Raw genomic sequence first — 19,298 nt, 5'->3', positions numbered from 1 at the left:
TGCCCTGAAATCATCGCTGCGCATGGGCCTGGCTGCCGGGCTGGCGGTCAGCCTTTCGGCGCTGTCCGCCGCCGCCTTTGATACCAAGGCGCGCGCAGCCTATGTGCTGGATTCGGGCACTGACACAGTGCTGTTGTCCAAGAACGCCGATGTGCCGCTGCCGCCGGCCTCGATGTCCAAGCTGATGACGCTGTATGTCGCGTTCGAGGCCCTGCGCGACGGTCGGCTGACGCTGGACGAGGAACTGCCTGTCAGCGAGCACGCGATGAGCTACAAGGGCTCGACCATGTTCCTGGACACGCTGGACCGGGTGCGGGTTGAGGATCTGCTGCGCGGCATCATCGTGTTGTCGGGCAACGACGCCTGCGTGGTGCTCGCCGAAGCGCTGAGTCCGGACGGAACCGAGGCAGGGTTTGCCCGCTACATGACCAAGCGCGGCCAAGAGCTGGGCATGACCGCCTCCACCTTTGCCAATTCCAACGGCTGGCCCGCCGCCGGTCACCGGATGTCGGTGCACGACTTGGCGGTCCTGGCCGAGCGGTTGATCGAGGATTTCCCGGAATACTACCCGCTGTTTGCCGAGACCAAGTTCGAATTCGACGGCCGCGCGCCCTCCAATGTCCGCAACCGCAACCCACTGCTGAAGCTGGGCATTGGTGCTGACGGGCTGAAGACCGGCCACACTGAGGAAGCGGGCTATGGGCTGGTCGGCTCTGCCAAGCAGGGCGACCGGCGGGTGATTTTCGTGGTCTCGGGCCTCGACAGCGAGCGCGCGCGCGCAGAGGAGGCAGAAGCCCTCGTTAACTGGTCGTTTCGCCAATTTACCAAGAAAACCGTTGCCAAGGAGGGCATCCCCATCGCCGAAGCCGAAATCTGGCGGGGGGCCGAGCGATCGGTAGGCCTGGTGCCGGCCGAGGATCTGGAAATCCTGCTGCCGTCGCTGTCGGGAGGCACCATCGAAGGCGAAGTTGTCTACAGCGGCCCGATTGAAGCACCGGTCAAACAGGGCCAGCGCCTGGCGGAGCTGGTGCTGCAGCCGGAGGAGCTGCCGGAGGTGCGGCTGCCGCTGGTGGCGGAAAGCGATGTGCCTGCGGGCGGCTTTGTGGTGCGCGTGAAAACCGCGGCGCAGGTGCTGATCAAGCAATTCCTGACCGGTCCCGAGGGGGCGCTGTGACAGCTGGCACGGGGCGCGGCCTGTTCATCACCTTTGAAGGCATCGACGGGTCCGGCAAGTCCACCCAATGCCGCCTGCTGGCCGAAGCGCTGCAGGCAGAGGGCCGCGATGTGGTGCTGACGCGGGAGCCGGGCGGCTCCCCCGGTGCCGAGGAGATCCGCCGCCTGGTGCTGGAGGGCGATCCCGACCGCTGGTCGGCTGAGACAGAACTGCTGCTGTTCATGGCAGCGCGGCGCGACCACCTGGAGCGCACCATCGAGCCTGCCCTGGCGGCCGGCAAGGTGGTGATTTGCGACCGGTTCGCCGACAGCACCCGGATGTACCAGGGGCTGTCGCGCGGCGATCTGCGCGCCGCAGTGGACCAGATGCACAAGCTGATGATCGGCCGCGAGCCGGATCTGACCCTGCTCATTGACATGGACCCGGCCAAGGGGCTGGCCCGCGCCAAGGGGCGGCAGGGCAAGGAAGAGCGTTTCGAGGATTTCGGCGTCGAGCTGCAAGAGAAGATGCGCGCGGGTTTCCTGGCTCTGGCGCAGGAATTTGCAGACCGCTTCCGCGTGGTCGATGGCGCCCGCCCGGTGGAGGAGGTCGCCGCAGATGTCCGGGAACTGGCGGAAACGGCCCTGAAAGGAACCGGGGCATGAGCGCTGATGACGAGCTGCCCCGCGCCGATCAGGCCGAGGGCGCGCCGCACCCGCGCGAAACCCTGCGCCTCATCGGCCAGGACGCGGCAGAGCAGGATTTCCTGACCGCCTACAATTCCGACCGTTTGCACCACGGCTGGCTGCTGACCGGCCCGCAGGGCGTGGGCAAGGCAACGCTGGCCTGGCGGATCGCCCGTTTCCTGCTGGCCACCCCTCCGGCCGAGGACGGCCTGTTTGGTGCCCCACCCCCGCCGCAGACGCTGGACATTGACCCGGAGCACCCGGTCTCACACCGCATTCAGGCGCTGGCCGAACCCGGTCTGGCACCGATCACCCGCTCCTACGACGACAAGGGCAAGTTGCGCAGCCAGATCGTGGTCGACGACATCCGCAAGCTCAACCGCTTCTTTGGCCTGTCGGCCACTGACGGCGGGCGGCGGGTGGTGATCGTTGACGCCGCCGACGACATGAATGTGAGCGCCGCCAACGCGCTCCTGAAGATGTTGGAGGAGCCGCCGGCGCGCACCACGATCCTGTTGATCTCGCATCAGCCATCGCGCCTGTTGCCAACGATCCGCTCGCGCTGCCGCACCTTGCGGCTGGGGCCGCTGTCGGCACCGGACATGGAAGCCGCACTGGCGCAGTCGGGGGTCGAGCTGCCCCAGAACATGGATAATCTCGCGGCCCTCGCGGGCGGCTCCGTCGGCGCTGCCTTGCGGCTGATCAATCTGGGCGGGCTCAAGGTCTATGCCGAACTGGTGCAGATCCTCGATTCGATGCCGCGGCTGGACCGGCGGCGGGCGATGGCCCTGGCCGAGGCCGCCGCCCAGCGCGGTGCGGCGGAGCGTTTTGAGCTGCTTTTGTCGCTGACCGAGATGGCGCTGGCCCGGCTGGCGCGCACCGGCGCAACCGGCGCTCCGCCAGCGCCGGAAGCGGCGCCGCAGGAAGCGGCGATGCTGCAGCGCCTGTCGCCCGATCCGCGCAAGGCGCGCGCCTGGGCCGACCTCGCGGCAGAAGTGACCGCCCGTGCCCGCCACGGGCAGGCGGTGAACCTTGACCCCGCCGCGCTTGTCCTAGATACGGTTTTCAAGATGCAGGAAACCGCGTCGCGCTAGGGTTTTGGCGCGGCGCAAGCGGCACCAGAGGATTCATGACCGAGACGCCCCCCCAGATTACGGACAGCCACTGCCACCTGGACTTTCCGGACTTCGAAGGCCGCTTGGACGAGGTGATCGCCAGCGCGGCAGAGGCCGGCGTGACCCGGATGGTGACGATCTGCACCAAGATGAAGAACGAGCCGTCCGTGCGCGCGATTGCCGAAGCCCACGCACCGGTGTTCTACGCCGCAGGCACCCACCCGATGAGCGCCGCTGACGAGCCGCTGGTTACAGTTGACGAATTGGTGGCGCTGGCAAAGCACCCGAAGTTTGTCGGCATCGGCGAGACCGGGCTGGACTACCACTACACCGCCGACAGCGCCGCGGTGCAGAAGGAATCCCTGCGCATCCACATCGCCGCTGCACGCGAAACCCGCCTGCCGCTGATCATCCACGCCCGCGCTGCCGACGACGATATGGCACGCATACTTGGCGAGGAAATGAAGAACGGCGCCTATTCCTGCGTGATGCACTGCTTCTCGTCTTCCGCAGAGCTGGCCAAGGCTGCCCTGGATCTGGGGTTCTACCTGTCGATGTCCGGCATCGCCGCCTTCCCCAAGAGCCAGGAGCTGCGCGACATTTTCGCGGCCGCTCCGGTGGAGCGCATCCTAGTCGAGACCGACGCCCCCTACCTGGCGCCGCCGCCCTACCGCGGCAAGCGCAACGAGCCGGCCTACACCGCCTTCACCGCCAAGGTGGGCGCAGAAGTGTTCGGCATGGACTACGCCGGCTTTGCGGCCCAGACCCAGGCAAATTTCGACCGGCTGTACTGGAAGGCCGCGCAGTATGAGGCCGCCGCCTGATGGCTGAGATGCGCTTTACCATTCTCGGCTCGGGCTCGTCCGGCGGCGTGCCGCGGATTGGCGGCTATTGGGGCGACTGCGACCCGGCGAACCCGAAGAATCGCCGCGGCCGCTGCTCGATGCTGGTGGAGCGCGTGGATGAGGGTGGCACCACTTCGGTGCTGATCGACACCCCGCCGGACATGCGCAACCAGCTGCTGGATGCCGAAGTCACGCGGCTGGACGCAGTAGTCTACACACATTCACATGCCGATCACCTGCACGGGATCGACGACCTGCGCATGGTCTATTTCAACATGCGCCAGCGCATTCCGGTTTACGCTGACGGCGCCACCCAGGACGCCCTGCTGAACCGCTTCGGTTATGCCTTTGCCCAGCCCGAAGGCTCCCCCTACCCGCCGATCCTGGACCTGAAGACCATTGGCGGGCCGTTCACCATCGGCGGCCCCGGCGGCGGTATCAGCTTCCGTCCGTTTGAGGTGAACCACGGCTCCATCGACGCGCTTGGCTTCCGCATCGGCGGCCTGGCCTATCTGCCGGACGTGAAGGAAATCCCGGACGCCGCATTGCCGGAACTGGAAGGGCTGGACATCTGGATCCTGGACGGCCTGCGCCGCACGCCGCACCCGACCCATTTCAGCTATCAGGACGCGCTGGAGTGGTTCGAAAAGATGGCCCCCAAACGCGGCATCATCACCAACATGCACATCGACATGGATTACGCCACGATCGAGGGCGAGACACCGGACCATATCACCCCGGCCTATGACGGGATGGTGATCCGGATGGAGATCTGAGGGGCGCGCATTAGCGCCCTTTTTCATTCGCGCGGTTTGAGGACGGAATTTGTTTCAGAGCCTGATTGACGTCATCCTGCCGGTTTTCCTGGTTGTCGGCGCGGGCTATGCCGCCACCGCGCGGGGCGTGCTGGATCAGGCGCATGTCGACGGCGTGATGAAGTTCTCCCAAGGGTTCGCGATCCCCTGCCTGCTGTTCAAAGCGATGGCGGAACTGGATCTCTCCGCCAGTTTCAACCCGCAGCTGCTGGCAAGCTTCTACACCGGCGCCTTCACTTGCTTTCTGATCGGACTGTTTGGCGCCCGGCTGCTGTTCAAGCGGGAGTGGGAGGACTGCATCGCCATCGGCTTCTGCTGCCTGTTCTCCAACTCGGTCCTGCTGGGGCTGCCGATCACCGAACGCGCCTTTGGCCCGGACAACCTGACCGGCAACTATGCGATCATCGCCTTCCATTCGCCGTTCTGCTACGGCGTCGGCATCACCGCGATGGAGATCGTGCGCAACCGCGGGGCAGGCGGCATCAAGACTGTCACATCCGTGCTGAACGCGATGTTCCGCAATGTGCTGATCCTCGGGATTACACTGGGGTTTGCGGTCAACCTGTCGGGGCTGGCCATTCCGCTGGTGATAAATGAGGCGCTGTCGCTGCTGATCCGCGCGGCGCTGCCTGCGGCGCTGTTTGCCCTCGGTGGTGTGCTGGTTAAGTACCGCCCCGAAGGCGATATGCGGGCGATCCTGTTTGTCTGCTTTACCTCGCTGATGATCCATCCGGCGATTGTCTGGACCTTGGGGTCGGCGCTGGAGTTGCCGCAGGACCTGTTCCGCTCCGGCGTTCTGAACGCCGCAATGGCGACCGGGTTCAACGGTTATATCTTTGCCAATATGTACGGGCGGGCCAAACGGGTGGCGGCGTCGTCGGTGCTGATTGCCACCGGGTCGAGCATCCTGACTGTGTGGTTCTGGCTGCTGGTGCTGAGCTGACAGAAAGCTCAGCACTTCTGCCGCAATGTTTCGCACGCGAAACATCTGGACAGCGGGACTTACCTTATCCTTCAGATTTTATTAGCAATTTTCCACCAGATGGTTGCCGCCGTCAAAAGCGGGGATCATCCAGCTCCAGCGGAAACCCCTTGGGCAGCAAACCGGCCTGAAACCAGTTGATGAAGGAGTGGATCGAGAACACCGGCAGCCCGGTCACCTTCCGCACGTCACGGGCGTAGGGCACCATATTGGTGCATTCCAGCGCGATGGCGCCAAGGTCCGGGATATCCGCAACCATCGCGCGGGCGGCGTCGATCATGTCCAGACGGCAGGCCTCGAAGTCGATCGAGGGTACGTCGCCCAGGATGTCGCGGGTAAAGGCGCGGCCGCCGTCGGTGCCGGCAATCGGCGTATCCGGCGCAACACCTGCGGCCGCAAGATGCGCGGGCGTCAGCGTGGCCTTGGAGATGGTCAGGATGCCGCAGCGCTTGCCCGCGGGCAGAAGGGTCTGCACCATCGGCACCTGCATCAGCGAGGACGTCGCCACCGGCACCCCCAGCGCCTGTTTCACCTCGTCCTGAATCAGCGCCAGAAAACCGCAGTTGGTGGTGATGCCGTCGGCCCCCATGGCGACCAGATCGCGGCCGGCCTCGACAAACAGGTCGATCAACTCCTTGGGGTTGCCGCGCACCACGTTTTCAGGGTTGGCGCCGCGCACCACCTTGTAATGCACCGGGAAGTCCCAGGTCATCGCGTTGCCCATATCGCCATAGATGCGGGGAAAGCGCGTTTCCAGCATCAGGATGCCAACCGCCGCGCCAAAGACCGTCTTGCCGCCGTGTTCCATGTGACTCCCCTACTCGTCCGGAACGTAGAGCTGGGAAAAGGCGATGCGGACCGCCTCGGTCGCCTCCTCCCGGCGTTTCTCGATATGGCTGCGCATGGCCGACACGGCTGCCTCCGTGTTGCGGGAAGCGATGCCCTCGACAATCTGCCGGTGCGCCGAGATGTCGCCCGGCGCCTTGCCACCGGCCCGGTCGCGCATCCTCTTGAGATCAATCAGCCGGATATAGCGGATCCGTCCGTTGAGGTTATTCAGGATGCGCTGCAATTCGCTGTTGCCCGAAAGCTGCGCCAGCCGCGCATGAAAGCTTTCGTCCATCGCCAGCAGTTCCTCCGGGTCGGTGGCGCTTTCGTACTCCGGCTCCATCCGCTTCAGGTAATCCGCCAGCGCTGCGATGTCCTCATCTGCGGCGCGGGTGCAGGCCAGCCGCACGGCTTCGCATTCCACCGCCACGCGGGCCTCGTAAAGGTCCATGATGTAGCTGGGCGTCAGCGGGCGGCAGAAGAAGCCGCGGTTGTTCTGGAAGGTCAGGAACCCCTCGGCCACCAGCCGGTTCAGCGCTTCGCGCAGCGGCGTGCGGCTGGCGCCAAGCACCTCGGACAGAGCGCTTTCGTTGATCCGCTGGTCGGGTTTGAAGGCAAAATCCGCCGCCATCCGGCGCAGCGCCTCATAAACCCTATCCACGTTGCTTTCGCGTTTGGCCATGTTACCGCCGATCGTTCAATCCGCGGTGCAAGTTACGGCGGCGCCCGGCCCTTGGCAAGATTGAATTCGAAACTGCATACAATTTCCTTGACACAATATGGCACCTCTTCAGCTCCCTGCCTCATGACCAAGTTGGTCCCAAGATGCAAAGGGCAGCGCCTGCCCCTGGGTAGACGCACACGCGCTCTCCCGTGGGGAGGGCCGGGCGCTGCCCGGCCTTTCGGCCGGGCAATACAGTTCCGGCAAGAATTTCAGGACGCCTCTACAGATACAGAATAAGGCGCCAATTCCTGTTTCAGCAGCGCAAGAAACTCCTGTCCTACCGCTGACAGCGGCCGCGACTTGGAAGTGATCACTGCCATATCCATCATGATCCGCGGCCGGAACGGGCGGGAAACAAACCCGCCGCCGCTCTCGAAACCCAGTACGAAGGGGTCGAGGAGCGAAACACCCATTCCCTCCTGCACAAAACTCAGGAGGTTCTTGAACATATGCGAATGCACGCGGGTTTTCAGCGGGATCCCTGCCTGCTGAAAGACTTCACGAGTGCGGCGGTGGGTCATGTGCTCCGGCCCCATGACGATGAAGGGCACACCCTCCAGCAGCTCCGGTGTCAGCACCTTGTGTTCCGCAAGCGGACTGTCCGCAGGCATCGCCAGCCGTGTTTCGACGCTGACCGGATGCACCTCCAGCCCGTCGTGGATCAGCGGCATCTCGCAGACGCCGATCTCAAACAGGCCTGCGATCACCCATTCCTGGATCTTCAGCGAATACTGCGCTTGGAATGATATCGACATGTCCGGGCGCGTGCGGGCGAAACGGGCGATCAGCGCGGGCATGAAGCCAAACGACATGGAGTGCTGAGACGCAACTTGCAACTGGCCCGCCTGCTTGTTCTGCAAGTCCGTGACCGCCTGCGCCACGTGATCCAGCCCGCGCACCACGGTGTCGACCTCTTGGAACAGCACACCCGCCTCCGGTGTCGGGATCAGCCGGCCCTTGCTGCGTTCGAACAGCTTGAGGCGTGTCTGGCGTTCCAGCTGGTAGAGCAGATTGGAGATGCCGGGCTGGGAGATACCCAGCTGCTCTGCCGCGCCGGTGACGGTGCCGGTCTCGACAATAGCGTGGAAGGCCTGCAGCTGGCGGAAGCGGAGAGACATGTCAGACCATCACTTTTCATGATATCTTGCCCAATTCTTTGTATTGGTAATGATGATCCAGTCAAGGCAGGCTTTTCCCGCACCTAGGAGGAAGATCGAAGTGCTGGAACAAAAGATTGCCGGGATGGACCTTTGGCATCTCGCGCTGCCCGTCTTGTCGCGCCGCGACCACGGGATCGGGTCTGTTGAGGGCTCCTGCGAAGTTGTGATTGTCCGGCTGCGCAGCGAAGGCGGCGCCGAAGGTTTTGGCGAGGCTTCGACCTGGTCGGTGTTCACCGGCACCCCGGAGGCGAGCCTGGCGGCGCTGGACCGATACATCCGGCCGCTGGTGGAAGGGCGCCGGGTGGCGGACAGGGCAGCGATTATGGAAGATGCGGCCAAGGCGGTGGCCCATTGCTCTGAGGCCAAGGCGGCACTGGAAACCGCCCTGCTGGATCTGACCGGGCGCATCACCGGGGCGCCGGTCTGGGCGCTGCTGGGGGGCAAGTGCCGCGACACCATCCCGCTCAGCTGTTCGATTGCTGATCCGGATTTCGAGAAGGACATCGACCTCTTGCACCGGCTGCGGGCGGACAAGGTGGGGCTGATCAAGCTGAAGACCGGTTTCAAGGATCACGCCTTTGACATCATGCGGCTGGAGCGGATTGCCAAGGACTTCCCCGATTTCGGGGTGCGGGTGGACTATAACCAGGGCCTCAGCATTGAGGACGCGCCGGCGCAGGTCCGTGATGTGGCTGAGTTCAAGCCGGATTTCATCGAGCAGCCGGTGCGGTTCCATCACTTCGGCATGATGGCCAGGCTGCGGGAGATGATTGATGTGCCGCTGCTGGCGGACGAAAGCGTCTTTGGCCCGGAGGACATGGTGCGCGCCGCGCGCGAGGGCATCTGCGACGGCGTTTCGGTCAAGATCATGAAATCCGGCGGCCTCAGCCGCGGTCAGACAGTGGCGCGCATTGCTGCGGCCAACGGGCTGTCGGCCTATGGCGGCGACATGTTCGAGGCCGGGGTGGCGCATCTGGCGGGCACCCATATGATTGCGGCAACGCCCGAGATCCGGCTGGGCTGCGAGTTCTACCAGGCGAGCTACTTCCTGAAGGAGGACATCCTGGAGACCCCCTTCCAGGTCAGGGACGGCCAAGTGGTGGTGCCGGACGGGTCGGGACTGGGTATCAAGCCCGATATAGGAAAGCTGGACCGTTACGCAGTCTCCAAGAAGGTTTCGGCATGACGGCGGGGAAGAAAACCGTTGCCATCATCGGCGCCGGCATTGTCGGTGTCTCGGCAGCGGTTGAGTTGCAGCGCGACGGGCATCAGGTGATCCTGATCGACGGCAAGGGGCCGGGTGAAGGCACCAGCCACGGCAACGGCGGCATTCTGGCCTCCTGCTCCATCGTGCCCGTCACAGGGCCGGGGCTGTGGAAGAAGGCGCCGAAGATGCTGCTGGACCCGGAGCAGCCGCTGTTCATGCGCTGGGGGTACCTGCCGAAACTGGCGCCCTGGCTGATGAAATACATGGGCCATGCCAATGCAGCGGATACCGCCCGCATTGCCGCTGCGCTGGCGCCCATTGTTGGGGATTCGCTGGCGGATCATCAGGCGCTGGCGGCCGGGACCGGAGCGGAGCGGCACCTGAGGCCCTCGGACTACCTGTTCCTCTACAATGACCGTGCGCATTTCGGCGAGGACGCATTCGGCTGGGGCCTGCGCCGCAAGCACGGCTTCCGCTGGGATGAACTGGAGGGCGCGGATTTCCGGACCTATGACGATATCTATGCCAAAGAATTCGGCTTTGCCGCCCGGCTGAGAGACCATGGGATCATTACCGACCCCGGCCAGTACGTGAAGGACCTGGCGGCCCATGTGGTTGCAAATGGCGGCCGGCTGATCCAGGCCTTTGCGGAGGATGTGGCGCGCGAAAACGGCAAGGTGACCGGTGTCAGGGCCGGCGGCGAGACCATCCCTTGCGACGCCGTTGTGGCGGCCACCGGTGTCTGGTCCAAGCCGCTGGCTGAGAAACTGGGAATTTCCGTACCACTGGAAGCAGAACGCGGCTATCATCTTGAATTATGGGAGCCTTCGGCGATGCCCAAGGCGCCTGTCATGGTGGCAGCAGCCAAATGCGTGGTGACCCCGATGGAGGGACGGATCCGGATTGCGGGCATTGTGGAATTCGGCGGGCTGGCGGCCGGGCCGTCAAAGGGGCCGCTTGAGCTGCTGCGCAAGAACGCGCGGCGCATCCTGCCCGGTGTCACCTGGAAGCACGAGGAGGACTGGCAGGGTTCCCGGCCTGCCCCGGCGGATTCGATCCCGGTCATTGGCGAAGTGCCGGGCCTCAGCGGCGCTTATACCGGCTTTGGCCACCATCACATCGGCCTCACCGGCGGGCCGAAGACAGGGCGCCTGCTGGCGCAGATGATTTCGGGCCGCACCCCGAACATGGACATGAGCGCCTATGACCCGGCGCGCTATGCGATTTGAAACCAACCAGTGCCCCTGAAGGGGCCGCTAACAAAACAGGGAGAAGACCATGAAGAAACTGACCAGACTGCTGGCTGCCACCGCGCTGACCGCGGCTGCCGCCCTGCCTGCTGCAGCGGAGACCTGGGACATGCCGATGGCCTATTCGGCGTCTAACTTCCACTCCGCCACCGGCGCGGAGTTTGCCGAATGCGTGACCACCGGCACCGGCGGCGAGATCGAGGTCAAGACGCATCCGTCGGGCTCGCTGTTCAAGGGCGCCGACATCAAGCGCGCGGTGCAGACCGGCCAGGCGCCGATCGGCGAGCGCCTGCTGTCCGGCCACCAGAACGAAAACGCCCTGTTCGGATTTGACTCGATCCCGTTCCTGGCGACCTCTTTTGACGACAGCGACAAGCTGTGGAAGGCGGCCAAGCCCGCAATCGAGAAGCTGCTGGCCGAGCAGAACCTGACCCTGCTTTATGCCGTGCCCTGGCCGCCGCAGGGCCTGTATTTCAAGAACGAGGTGAACTCGGTGGCCGAGATGAAGGGCATCAAGTTCCGCTCCTACAACAACGCCACATCCCGCCTGGCGGAGCTGACCGGCATGCTGCCGGTGACCATCGAGGCGGCCGAGATCAGCCAGGCCTTTGCCACCGGCGTGGCGGAGTCGATGGTCTCCTCCGGCTCCACCGGGTATGACCGCAAGGTCTGGGAAAGCCTGAACTATTTCTACGAAGTGGATGCCTGGCTGCCGCGCAACTATGTGTTCGTGAACTCCGATGTCTGGAACGGCACCTCCGAGGCCAACCAGAACGTGATCAAGGGCTGCGCCAAGCTGGCCGAATACGCGGGCAACTGGCGCGCCAAGGAATACACCGGTTTCACCCTGCAGGGCCTGCGCGATGGCGGCATGACCGTTGGTCCGGCGTCCGATCAGATGGTGGGCGAGCTGAAGGAAATCGGCGTCACCATGACCAATGAGTGGCTGGAAGCAGCCGGCGAAGAAGGCAAGGCCATCGTCGACGCCTTCCGCGCCGAGTAATCAGACAAGGTGATGCGGGCGGCGCGGCTGGTGCCGCCCGTATTCTCATAAGAATAATGCCGATGGGGATGCTATGACTGTGCTCAGGGGGCTGCGCTCCGGACTGGATTTTCTATACCTTGCGGCGGGGGTGCTGGCCGCCCTCTGCCTGATTGCCATTCTGGGGCTGATCGTTGTCCAGATGCTGGCCCGCTGGACCGGTGAAGTCTTCCCTGGCGCGCCGGATTACGCAGGCTATGCGATGGCGGCGGCGTCATTCCTGGCCTTCGCCAATGCGCTGAACCGCGGCAGCCATATCCGGGTGTCGATCCTGCTGAACGTCGTGCCCGAAGGCTTCCGCCGGGTGCTGGAGATCTGGTGCTTTGGCATCGGCACCGCGGTGATGTGGTATTTCTGCTTCTACGCCTACCGCTTTGTCTACTGGAGCTGGAAGTTCAACGACGTGAGCCAGGGCCAGGACCGCACGCCGCTGTGGATGCCGCAAAGCGCCATGCTGATCGGCGCGGTCATCCTGGCCATCGCCCTCACCGACCACCTGATCCACGTGATTTTCCGCGGCGACCACCGCATCACCCGGGATCTCGAAGATCAGAGCCACGCGGAGTAAGGGCCCATGGAAAACATCTCAGTCATCATCCTCTTCCTCTTCGTGCTGTTCACGCTACTGGGCACCGGCGTCTGGGTCGGCCTGGCGCTGATGGGCGTGGCCTGGGTCGGCATGGAGCTGTTCACCACAAGGCCAGTGGGCGACGTCATGCTGACCACGGTCTGGTCTGCCTCCTCCAGCTGGACCCTGACGGCGCTGCCGATGTTCATCTGGATGGGCGAAATCCTTTACCGGACGCGATTATCGGAGGACATGTTCAAGGGCCTCAGCCCCTGGATGGCGCCCCTGCCCGGCGGGCTGGTGCACACCAATATCGTCGGCTGCACGGTGTTTGCCGCGGTCTCCGGCTCCTCCGCCGCGACGCTGACCACGGTGGGCAAGATGTCGATCCCGGAGCTGCGCAAGCGCAACTACCCGGAGCGGATGGTGATCGGCACCCTGACCGGAGCGGCCACCCTGGGCCTGATGATTCCGCCGTCGCTGACGCTGATCGTCTATGGCGTCACCATCAATGAATCGATCACCAAGCTGTTCTTTGCGGGCATTCTCCCCGGCCTGGTGCTGGCGGCGATGTTCATGGGCTACGTGGCGATCTACTCCAAGGTCGGCAAGGATTGGAACCCGTCGCCGGAGGCCAAGCTGAGCTTTGCCGAGAAAGTGAAGAACTCCCGCTTCCTGGCGCCGGTGATTGCGCTGATTATCGTGGTGATCGGCTCGATGTACCTGGGCTTTGCCACCGCAACCGAAGCGGCGGCGTTCGGCGTCATCGGCTCACTGCTGCTGGCGCTGTCGCAAGGTTCGCTGAACTGGAAAACCTTCACCGAAAGCCTGATGGGCGCCACCCGCACCAGCGCGATGATTGCGCTGATCCTGGCGGGCGCCGCCTTTCTGTCCCTGTCGATGGGCTTCACCGGCCTGCCGCGCGGGCTGGCAGATCTGATTGCGGGATGGGAGCTGAGCCGGTTCGAGCTGCTGATGGTGCTGCTGGTCTTCTACGTCGTGCTCGGCTGCTTCCTCGACGGTATTTCCTCGGTGGTGCTGACGATGGCGGTGGTGGAGCCAATGATCCGCCAGGCAGGCATTGACCTGATCTGGTTCGGCATCTTCATCGTAGTGGTGGTCGAGATGGCGCAGATCACCCCGCCGATCGGCTTCAACCTGTTTGTGATGCAGGGCATGACCCACCACGAGATGAGCTATATCGCCCGTGCCGCGATCCCGATGTTCCTGATCATGGTGTTGATGGTGTTTGTGCTGATCGCCTTCCCGGAACTGGCAACTTACCTGCCCAATAACCTCAGGCCGGGGCCGGTCTAGACCTATGCTTCGCGCGCTCGCCTTTGCCGCCCGGCATGGGCGGGCCGCTTTGGTCCTGGGGCTTGCGGCCGGGCTTTTGCTGCCCGGCCTCGCCGCTTCCCTTCAGCCCTGGCTGCCTCAGATGGTGGCCGGGCTTTTGTTTTTGAACGCCTACCGGATCGGCCTCCGCAAAGCCGCAGGCGGGCTGGCAGATGGCATCGGCACACTGAAGGCCATCGCCCTCCTGCAAGTCGCCTTGCCGCTGCTGGCTCTGGGGGTTGCTGCGCTGTTCGGCGTTGCGCAGACCCCGGCCGCCATCGCACTGATCCTGATGCTGAGCGCGCCCTCGGTGACCGGCAGCCCCAATATCACCGTGCTTATGGGGCACGCGCCGGAACCTGCCTTCCGCCTGCTAATCACCGGGACTGCGCTGATGCCGCTGACGGTGATCCCGGTGTTCCTGCTGGCACCCAGCCTGGGTGATCTGGGCGAGGTGCTGCGCGCCGCCGGGCGGCTGATAGGCGCGATCGGCCTCACCGTGGCGGCAGCCTTCCTGCTGCGCCGCCTGACCCTGCCGCAGATGCGGGACGACCAGGCCAGGGCCATAGACGGGCTGACCGTGATTTCGCTGGCGGTAATTGTGGTGGGGCTGATGGCCGCGCTGGGGCCTGCGCTGCGGACCGACCCAGTGCTGGTTCTGCAATGGCTGGGATTTGCGCTGGCTGCCAACCTGGGCCTGCAGGTGATGGTGTTCACAGTATTGCGCCACCGCGCGGGCAGCGGCGCGGTGCCCGTATCCGTTGTCGCCGGCAACCGGAACTTCGCGCTTTTCCTGATCGCCCTGCCCGCGGCCACAACCGATCCGCTGCTGATCTTCCTCGGCTGCTACCAGATCCCGATGTACCTGACCGCCATCCTGATGAAGCCGCTTTACGGCCGCGCCGCGCTCAGGACAGGAAGGTGACACCCGGCATATGCCGGATCAGCTCGGCGTCGGCCATGTATGTTTCGCTCATGTCATCCACCAGCGCCTGCGACCAGTCGGGAAGATCGATCTCCTCCTCGATCTCCTCCTCGTCGTGGAAGTAGCTCAGGAACAGGGCGCGCACCCGCTCCCGCTGGTCCTCGGACAGCCCTGGGCGGCCTGCCAGATAGGCCTCCAGCCGCTCGTAGCCCGCCTCGGAGATGATGCCGCGGGTAATGTCCAGCTCGCCGCTGAAGCGGAAGCTGTCCCCTAGGCCGGAAACATGGCCCAGGATGCTGGGCCAGATCACCGGTGTTTCCTCGTTGCACCAGACGGTGATGCGGCAGCCGGGGTTTCGGACCTGAATGTCCTCCACCACCTCGGACCAGCGCAGGCTCAGAAAATCCGTATCCGCGGCGAACTGTTCCCAGGTCCGGCCGGTCTGCGATTTGAACACCGGCCCGATCAGGGTGGCCGGGTTTCGCAGGCCCAGGAAGAACTCGCAAGGATTGCCGGGAAACAGGCCCCGCAAGGCCGCGGTGTTCTTGCCGGCATTGCGATACAACCGCCCGCCGCTCAGCATCCAGCCCGGCACCCCCAGAAAGCTTGAATTGGTCAGAATGATGCGGGAGACCGACTGGTCCTTGACGAGGCCGGCCAGCAACGCCTCGCGCTCCTGCTCTGTCACGAATTCCTGGTCCTGCTTGCGCAGCGCCTGGGTAAGCGCCCCCATGTAGGTGCCCGGGCGCCGGATCATGACACCGCGCTCCAGCAGTTGCTGCGCGTCCTTGCGCAGCGACCAAGTCAGCTGGCCGTTGTCGGTATTGGGCGCCCCGACGTGAAAGGCGAGCGTGATGTCCTGCGTGTCAGTGCCTGCCTGGCTCATCGTTCTGTCCAGCCCCTGTCCGGGTTAATCCTGGCGGCGTGATCGCAGCCTGCCGCGCGGCCCGCTGCACAGATCACAGCCGGTCCTTCAACCGGCGAAAGAACCGGTCGTCCCGCTGGCGCAAAATATACGTGCAGACCTGTTTCGCAAGCCCCGGATGGCCGCGGTCCAGTGCCAGGTTGGCCAGCTCCCGCTGGAACCGGGGAAAGCCGCGGCGCTTGCGCAGCAACTGGTGGAAACGGTGCGGCGTCAGATCGCCGGCGATGGCGCCGCAGGCGATTTCCTGCAGAACCCCCATCTGCTGCAGCGAGGACCCCAGCCGGTGCCCCAGCAGCGGGCAGCGCCACAAGGTGACATTGGCGCCGGTGAACCGGGCCGCATGGGCAGCGTCCAGCGCCGCATAGGGATCATACATGATATGCACATCCCCAGCCCCGCGGCTGGCCAGCGCCGCATCGCCGAAGGGGCCGGAAAAATCCCGCTCCCAGACTTTTCTGTAGCGCGTTTCCCAGGGCACCAGAGATTTGTCGAGGGTGGATTGCGGGCTGATCGCGAACACCGTTGACCCTGGCGCCGCCGCGGCAAAAGCCGCCGCCGCATAACCGCCCATCGACGCGCCGTAGAACACCACCCGGGAGAACTGCGCGAAGAATCCGCTGTCGCGCAGCTCCTCGAACTTGCGGATCACCTCCTGGTGGCGGAACCAGGTCCAGCCGTTGGCCATGACCCCTAGCATCGACCAGCCTTGCGCCTCGATGAAGCCATACCCCCAGGGCCGCCGCTCCGCGCGCTTGGTCATTGCGATGTCGAGGTTGTCAAAGGTCACGACAAGGGTGCCGCCGCGGGGAACGAACAGGAAGGAATGCTCGCTGAGCTCGGAAAAGAACCCCTCCTCGCCCGCCAGCGCCTGTGCCGTCTGCGCCCAGCCCTCAGCCGGCTTTGCATCCTCCTGCGGCTCGACAGAAAGCACCGCAAGCCCGTTGGCGCCGTCCTCCGGCAGCTTGAGCGTGTTGCAGCCGCCGTAGGATTTCAGAAACGGATAGCTGCCGGAGCCCTTGCGGATCTCGATGACCGCGCGGCTGAGCGGATGCAGCGCACGGTCCAGCACGTATTTGAGGTTCTGGGGCTTGTGAACGGCGCCAAAGCCGTTCAGCGAAATCAGCACATCATATTGGCCAAGGCGGCGCGGACGGGCCACCACGCGGACGGCCTCCCGGTCGACCCCGCCGCGGTCCAGCGCTGACATGTATTCCGCCAGCTGCGCCTCCGGCAAGGGCGCGAAGCCCCCCTTGCTGTCCAGGCAGATAACGTCGATCCCGCAGCCATAGCGCCGGTGCATCAGCGCCGCCAGCCCGGGGGCCTGGCCGTTCACATCCGCAATAGTGCTGACCTCATCCGCATCCAGTGCGGGCAGAACCGTTTGGAAGTCGAAGCTGTTACCCAGCATATTGCTTTAGCTGCCATCTTGGGATGCGCCGGAACAGAACAGATCCGCCGCGGCTGACTTGCTGGTCGTAGCAAAAGCCGCTCTGCGACAGCGCGTCAAAACATTGTTTTATCCCAATTTTCTTAATTTTTCGCGTATGGATCTCCAAGAAGATCTTGTCGATCCCGCTCAGATCCGCAGGCGCGAACAAGTCGCGCTCTCCGCCCTCGATGTCCACGATCAGGGTGTTGGCGTTGAAATCCCGGATCATTTTCGACAGACGGACGCCCGGCACTTCGATGGCTTTTTCAAAAGGCTCCTCCCCATCAAGGGAAGAAGACCAAAACTGCTCGCGGACATAGAATGAAACCGGGCCTTCGGACCCGGCATCATTCAGGGCGACGCAATTGCGCACCTGTGCCGCGGACAAGCCGTTCAATTCGTGGACATTCCGGATGAAAGCGCAGAGCGATGGGTCTGCCTCGACGCACAGCACGTTTTCGACCCCCAGATTGACGCCCAGAAACGAGGAAATGAACCCGATCCCGGCTCCCAGCTCGATCACCCGGTCGTCTTTTTCCAGAAACTTCGGCGTGCCGGAGACCTCGTCCAGCTCATAGCGGTCCTTGCGGATTGCGCGTTCGATCTTAGTGGTGATGACATCCGGGTTCAGCGGGATCTTCACCCCGTGGGTTTCAAGGATTTCCGTCATTTCTGCTGTCCCTTGCGGGTTAGAACGGTGGAGTATTTGCCATGCTTGGCCAGGACTTCGACAGTGCCAAAATTCTTCATGGCGCCGATACCGCCCGACCCCTTGCGGATGTCCAGGACAATGCCGCCGCCGCCGCTGATCTGGCTGCGGAACAGATCCTCGTAAGTGCTGACCGGGTAATGGAAGCCGCAGGACGCCAGGCTGATGACCAGGTCAAAGGCGCCCAGCGCGGCGGTATCGTCCGTCTTCGGGTTGACCGTCGTGATTTTCTCGGACGGCACGCCGTTCTGCTCCAGAAAGGCGCGGGCGGTTTTCAGGCTGCTGTAACCCGCGCCCTCCCCCTCAAAGCCAAAATGGCGTCCGTTGCCCTCTTCGATATCAATCAGCACGATGCTGCAGCCGTAGCGGCGGTGCAGCAGCAGGCTGGCAAAAGCATATCCGCAACCGATATCTGCGGCCCGTTCGGGGGCGATGCTGTCCGTGGAATTCAGGAAGAAACCGCATTCCCGCCCGGCGATGCCCACCGCCCCGTGCAGAATATGCTCCCGCTGCCCGCGGGCTTCATCCAGCAGCAGCTGTTCATCGCCCGCCAGCCAGTCCCTGATGGTCTGGCCGGAGCTTGCCAGTTCAGAGCGCTGCAGCAGGATATTGGCCACGTCCCGATCGGTGAACACCGAGAAATCCAGCGTGGCGGGATCGACCGGGTCTGCTGTCGCAGGTTCCGCTTGCGGCGGCGGCGCCAGCAGGTGCCGGGTCTTTTCCGCATCGATGCCATGTTTGGCCAGCAGTCCGTGAACATAGCAGCCTTCGGCCGGCACGCCGCCGTATTTGGCGGCGATATTGCGAAAGCGGCGGCCCCAGAAGTGGATCGACAAAGTGTCGTCGCGGATCAGCCTGGCCGCCTGAACAGGCCGGTTCGGGTTGAGCACAACGCCTGCGTTCTTGAACGGCACAGGGTAAATCACATGGCCGGGCTGCGAGCGGGATATCTCGCCGGTTTCCTGCAGGAACCACGTCAGTGCATCAGGCCCCCACACCCCCCAGGGCAGCAGCGAGACATGCACCCCCTCGCCCCGGTCCTTCAGCGCCTGAAGCTCCGCCTGTTTCTCTGCAGAGTACCACGGCGGGATGGGGTATTCATCGCTGGTGAACCGCAGCATCGCCTTCAGCGTCCTGGAGGTCTTGGGCAGCCGCAGCACCCCGTTGTTGACCATCGGCTTGTCGTCCGAGATCCAGCCATGGAAGTGTTTGCCCCTGATGCCCCAGGGCTGGCAGCAATAAGCATCGGTATCGGCCCAGACATAATCGGTCTGGCGCAGCATATGGAGGCGGAACACATCCGCATGATAGGCCGGACTGCCGGTTTTGGCATGGCGGATGATGTTGTCGGCAGGCAGGATCTCATTGGCATCAGCCACTTGCACGCCATCGGGCACGCCTTTGACCTCGCCGTAGGTGAATAGGACCACCTCGTGGCCATTGTCGAGAAAGGACTGCAGGCAGAGCTGTTCCAGCCAGCTGAGCTCAGCGCCCACCCATAGTGACGCAATGGCCGGAAGCGCCATGATTTCTGCCCCTTGTTGCACTCAATACAGAAGCCGCTTAAGCGGCCTTTTTGTTACCGAAATTTAGCCCGCCG

General features: G+C 64.0%; 19 protein-coding genes. 12 read left to right on the top strand and 7 right to left on the bottom strand.

The window, feature by feature from the left end:
- Positions 1-22 precede the first annotated feature (22 nt).
- The 6 genes from LHL23_RS12245 to LHL23_RS12220 are packed head-to-tail and all read left to right on the top strand — an operon-like array spanning position 23 to position 5,557.
- Positions 23-1,174, top strand: a complete 1,152-nt coding sequence (locus LHL23_RS12245; RefSeq protein WP_261397232.1) for a D-alanyl-D-alanine carboxypeptidase family protein — start codon at positions 23-25, stop codon at positions 1,172-1,174.
- Positions 1,171-1,818 (top strand): dTMP kinase, encoded by a 648-nt coding sequence (tmk, locus tag LHL23_RS12240; RefSeq protein WP_226430058.1) that lies wholly within the window; start codon positions 1,171-1,173, stop codon positions 1,816-1,818. Before LHL23_RS12245 ends, tmk begins: the two co-directional genes overlap by 4 nt.
- Positions 1,815-2,933: a DNA polymerase III subunit delta' gene (locus LHL23_RS12235; RefSeq protein WP_226430057.1), complete on the top strand. Its 1,119-nt coding sequence runs from the start codon at positions 1,815-1,817 to the stop codon at positions 2,931-2,933. Before tmk ends, LHL23_RS12235 begins: the two co-directional genes overlap by 4 nt.
- 35 nt (positions 2,934-2,968) lie before the next feature.
- On the top strand, positions 2,969-3,778 hold the full coding sequence (locus LHL23_RS12230; protein WP_226430056.1) for a TatD family hydrolase: 810 nt from the start codon (positions 2,969-2,971) through the stop codon (positions 3,776-3,778).
- Complete coding sequence (locus LHL23_RS12225; protein WP_226430055.1) at positions 3,778-4,575, top strand: MBL fold metallo-hydrolase; 798 nt, start codon at positions 3,778-3,780, stop codon at positions 4,573-4,575. The genes LHL23_RS12230 and LHL23_RS12225 overlap by 1 nt, the downstream gene beginning before the upstream one ends.
- A 49-nt stretch (positions 4,576-4,624) precedes the next feature.
- Positions 4,625-5,557 (top strand): AEC family transporter, encoded by a 933-nt coding sequence (locus tag LHL23_RS12220; protein WP_222480709.1) that lies wholly within the window; start codon positions 4,625-4,627, stop codon positions 5,555-5,557.
- Positions 5,558-5,669: 112 nt separating this feature from the next.
- On the opposite strand, the gene LHL23_RS12215 is transcribed toward LHL23_RS12220, so the two are convergent.
- The 3 genes from LHL23_RS12215 to LHL23_RS12205 form a co-directional block, all read right to left on the bottom strand.
- Complete coding sequence (locus tag LHL23_RS12215; RefSeq protein WP_226430054.1) at positions 5,670-6,404, bottom strand: aspartate/glutamate racemase family protein; 735 nt, start codon at positions 6,402-6,404, stop codon at positions 5,670-5,672.
- Positions 6,405-6,413: 9 nt separating this feature from the next.
- Positions 6,414-7,106, bottom strand: a complete 693-nt coding sequence (locus LHL23_RS12210; protein WP_226430053.1) for a GntR family transcriptional regulator — start codon at positions 7,104-7,106, stop codon at positions 6,414-6,416.
- Positions 7,107-7,357: 251 nt separating this feature from the next.
- The gene (locus tag LHL23_RS12205) at positions 7,358-8,266 is read right to left on the bottom strand and encodes a LysR family transcriptional regulator (RefSeq protein ID WP_226430052.1); all 909 of its coding nucleotides are present in this window, start codon (positions 8,264-8,266) and stop codon (positions 7,358-7,360) included.
- Positions 8,267-8,366: 100 nt separating this feature from the next.
- Here LHL23_RS12205 and LHL23_RS12200 point away from each other — a divergent pair, with 100 nt between their 5' ends.
- The 6 genes from LHL23_RS12200 to LHL23_RS12175 all read left to right on the top strand — a co-directional run bounded on the left by LHL23_RS12200 (position 8,367) and on the right by LHL23_RS12175 (position 14,635).
- Positions 8,367-9,494, top strand: a complete 1,128-nt coding sequence (locus LHL23_RS12200; RefSeq protein ID WP_413229473.1) for an enolase C-terminal domain-like protein — start codon at positions 8,367-8,369, stop codon at positions 9,492-9,494.
- Positions 9,491-10,744 carry an NAD(P)/FAD-dependent oxidoreductase gene (locus LHL23_RS12195; RefSeq protein WP_226430051.1) on the top strand — a complete coding sequence of 418 codons (1,254 nt, stop codon included), beginning with the start codon at positions 9,491-9,493 and terminating at the stop codon, positions 10,742-10,744. Before LHL23_RS12200 ends, LHL23_RS12195 begins: the two co-directional genes overlap by 4 nt.
- Before the next feature lie 49 nt (positions 10,745-10,793).
- Positions 10,794-11,768, top strand: coding sequence for a TRAP transporter substrate-binding protein (locus tag LHL23_RS12190; RefSeq protein ID WP_226430050.1), 975 nt, complete (start codon positions 10,794-10,796; stop codon positions 11,766-11,768).
- 73 nt (positions 11,769-11,841) lie between these two features.
- Complete coding sequence (locus tag LHL23_RS12185) at positions 11,842-12,375, top strand: TRAP transporter small permease (RefSeq protein WP_222480696.1); 534 nt, start codon at positions 11,842-11,844, stop codon at positions 12,373-12,375.
- A gap of 6 nt (positions 12,376-12,381) precedes the next feature.
- The gene (locus tag LHL23_RS12180; protein ID WP_222480693.1) at positions 12,382-13,692 is read left to right on the top strand and encodes a TRAP transporter large permease; all 1,311 of its coding nucleotides are present in this window, start codon (positions 12,382-12,384) and stop codon (positions 13,690-13,692) included.
- Positions 13,693-13,696: 4 nt separating this feature from the next.
- Entirely contained in the window at positions 13,697-14,635 is a 939-nt protein-coding gene (locus LHL23_RS12175) for a hypothetical protein (RefSeq protein WP_226430049.1), read from the top strand.
- Here the strand turns inward: LHL23_RS12175 and LHL23_RS12170 are convergent.
- From LHL23_RS12170 to LHL23_RS12155, 4 genes are all read right to left on the bottom strand, one after another.
- The gene (locus LHL23_RS12170) at positions 14,619-15,521 is read right to left on the bottom strand and encodes a hypothetical protein (RefSeq protein ID WP_226430048.1); all 903 of its coding nucleotides are present in this window, start codon (positions 15,519-15,521) and stop codon (positions 14,619-14,621) included. The two genes, LHL23_RS12175 and LHL23_RS12170, sit on opposite strands and share 17 nt — an antisense overlap.
- Before the next feature lie 73 nt (positions 15,522-15,594).
- Entirely contained in the window at positions 15,595-16,968 is a 1,374-nt protein-coding gene (locus LHL23_RS12165; RefSeq protein WP_226430047.1) for a hypothetical protein, read from the bottom strand.
- Complete coding sequence (locus LHL23_RS12160; protein WP_226430046.1) at positions 16,958-17,659, bottom strand: FkbM family methyltransferase; 702 nt, start codon at positions 17,657-17,659, stop codon at positions 16,958-16,960. Before LHL23_RS12160 ends, LHL23_RS12165 begins: the two co-directional genes overlap by 11 nt.
- A complete protein-coding gene (locus LHL23_RS12155) occupies positions 17,656-19,224 on the bottom strand; it encodes a class I SAM-dependent methyltransferase (protein WP_226430045.1) in 1,569 nt (522 codons plus the stop codon). The genes LHL23_RS12160 and LHL23_RS12155 overlap by 4 nt, the downstream gene beginning before the upstream one ends.
- Positions 19,225-19,298 lie beyond the last annotated feature (74 nt).

The organism is Leisingera sp. McT4-56, assembly GCF_020514995.1.
Lineage (GTDB): Bacteria > Pseudomonadota > Alphaproteobacteria > Rhodobacterales > Rhodobacteraceae > Leisingera > Leisingera aquaemixtae_A.
Note: the sequence above shows the minus strand (reverse complement) of the source record. Positions and strands in the feature narration are given on the sequence as shown.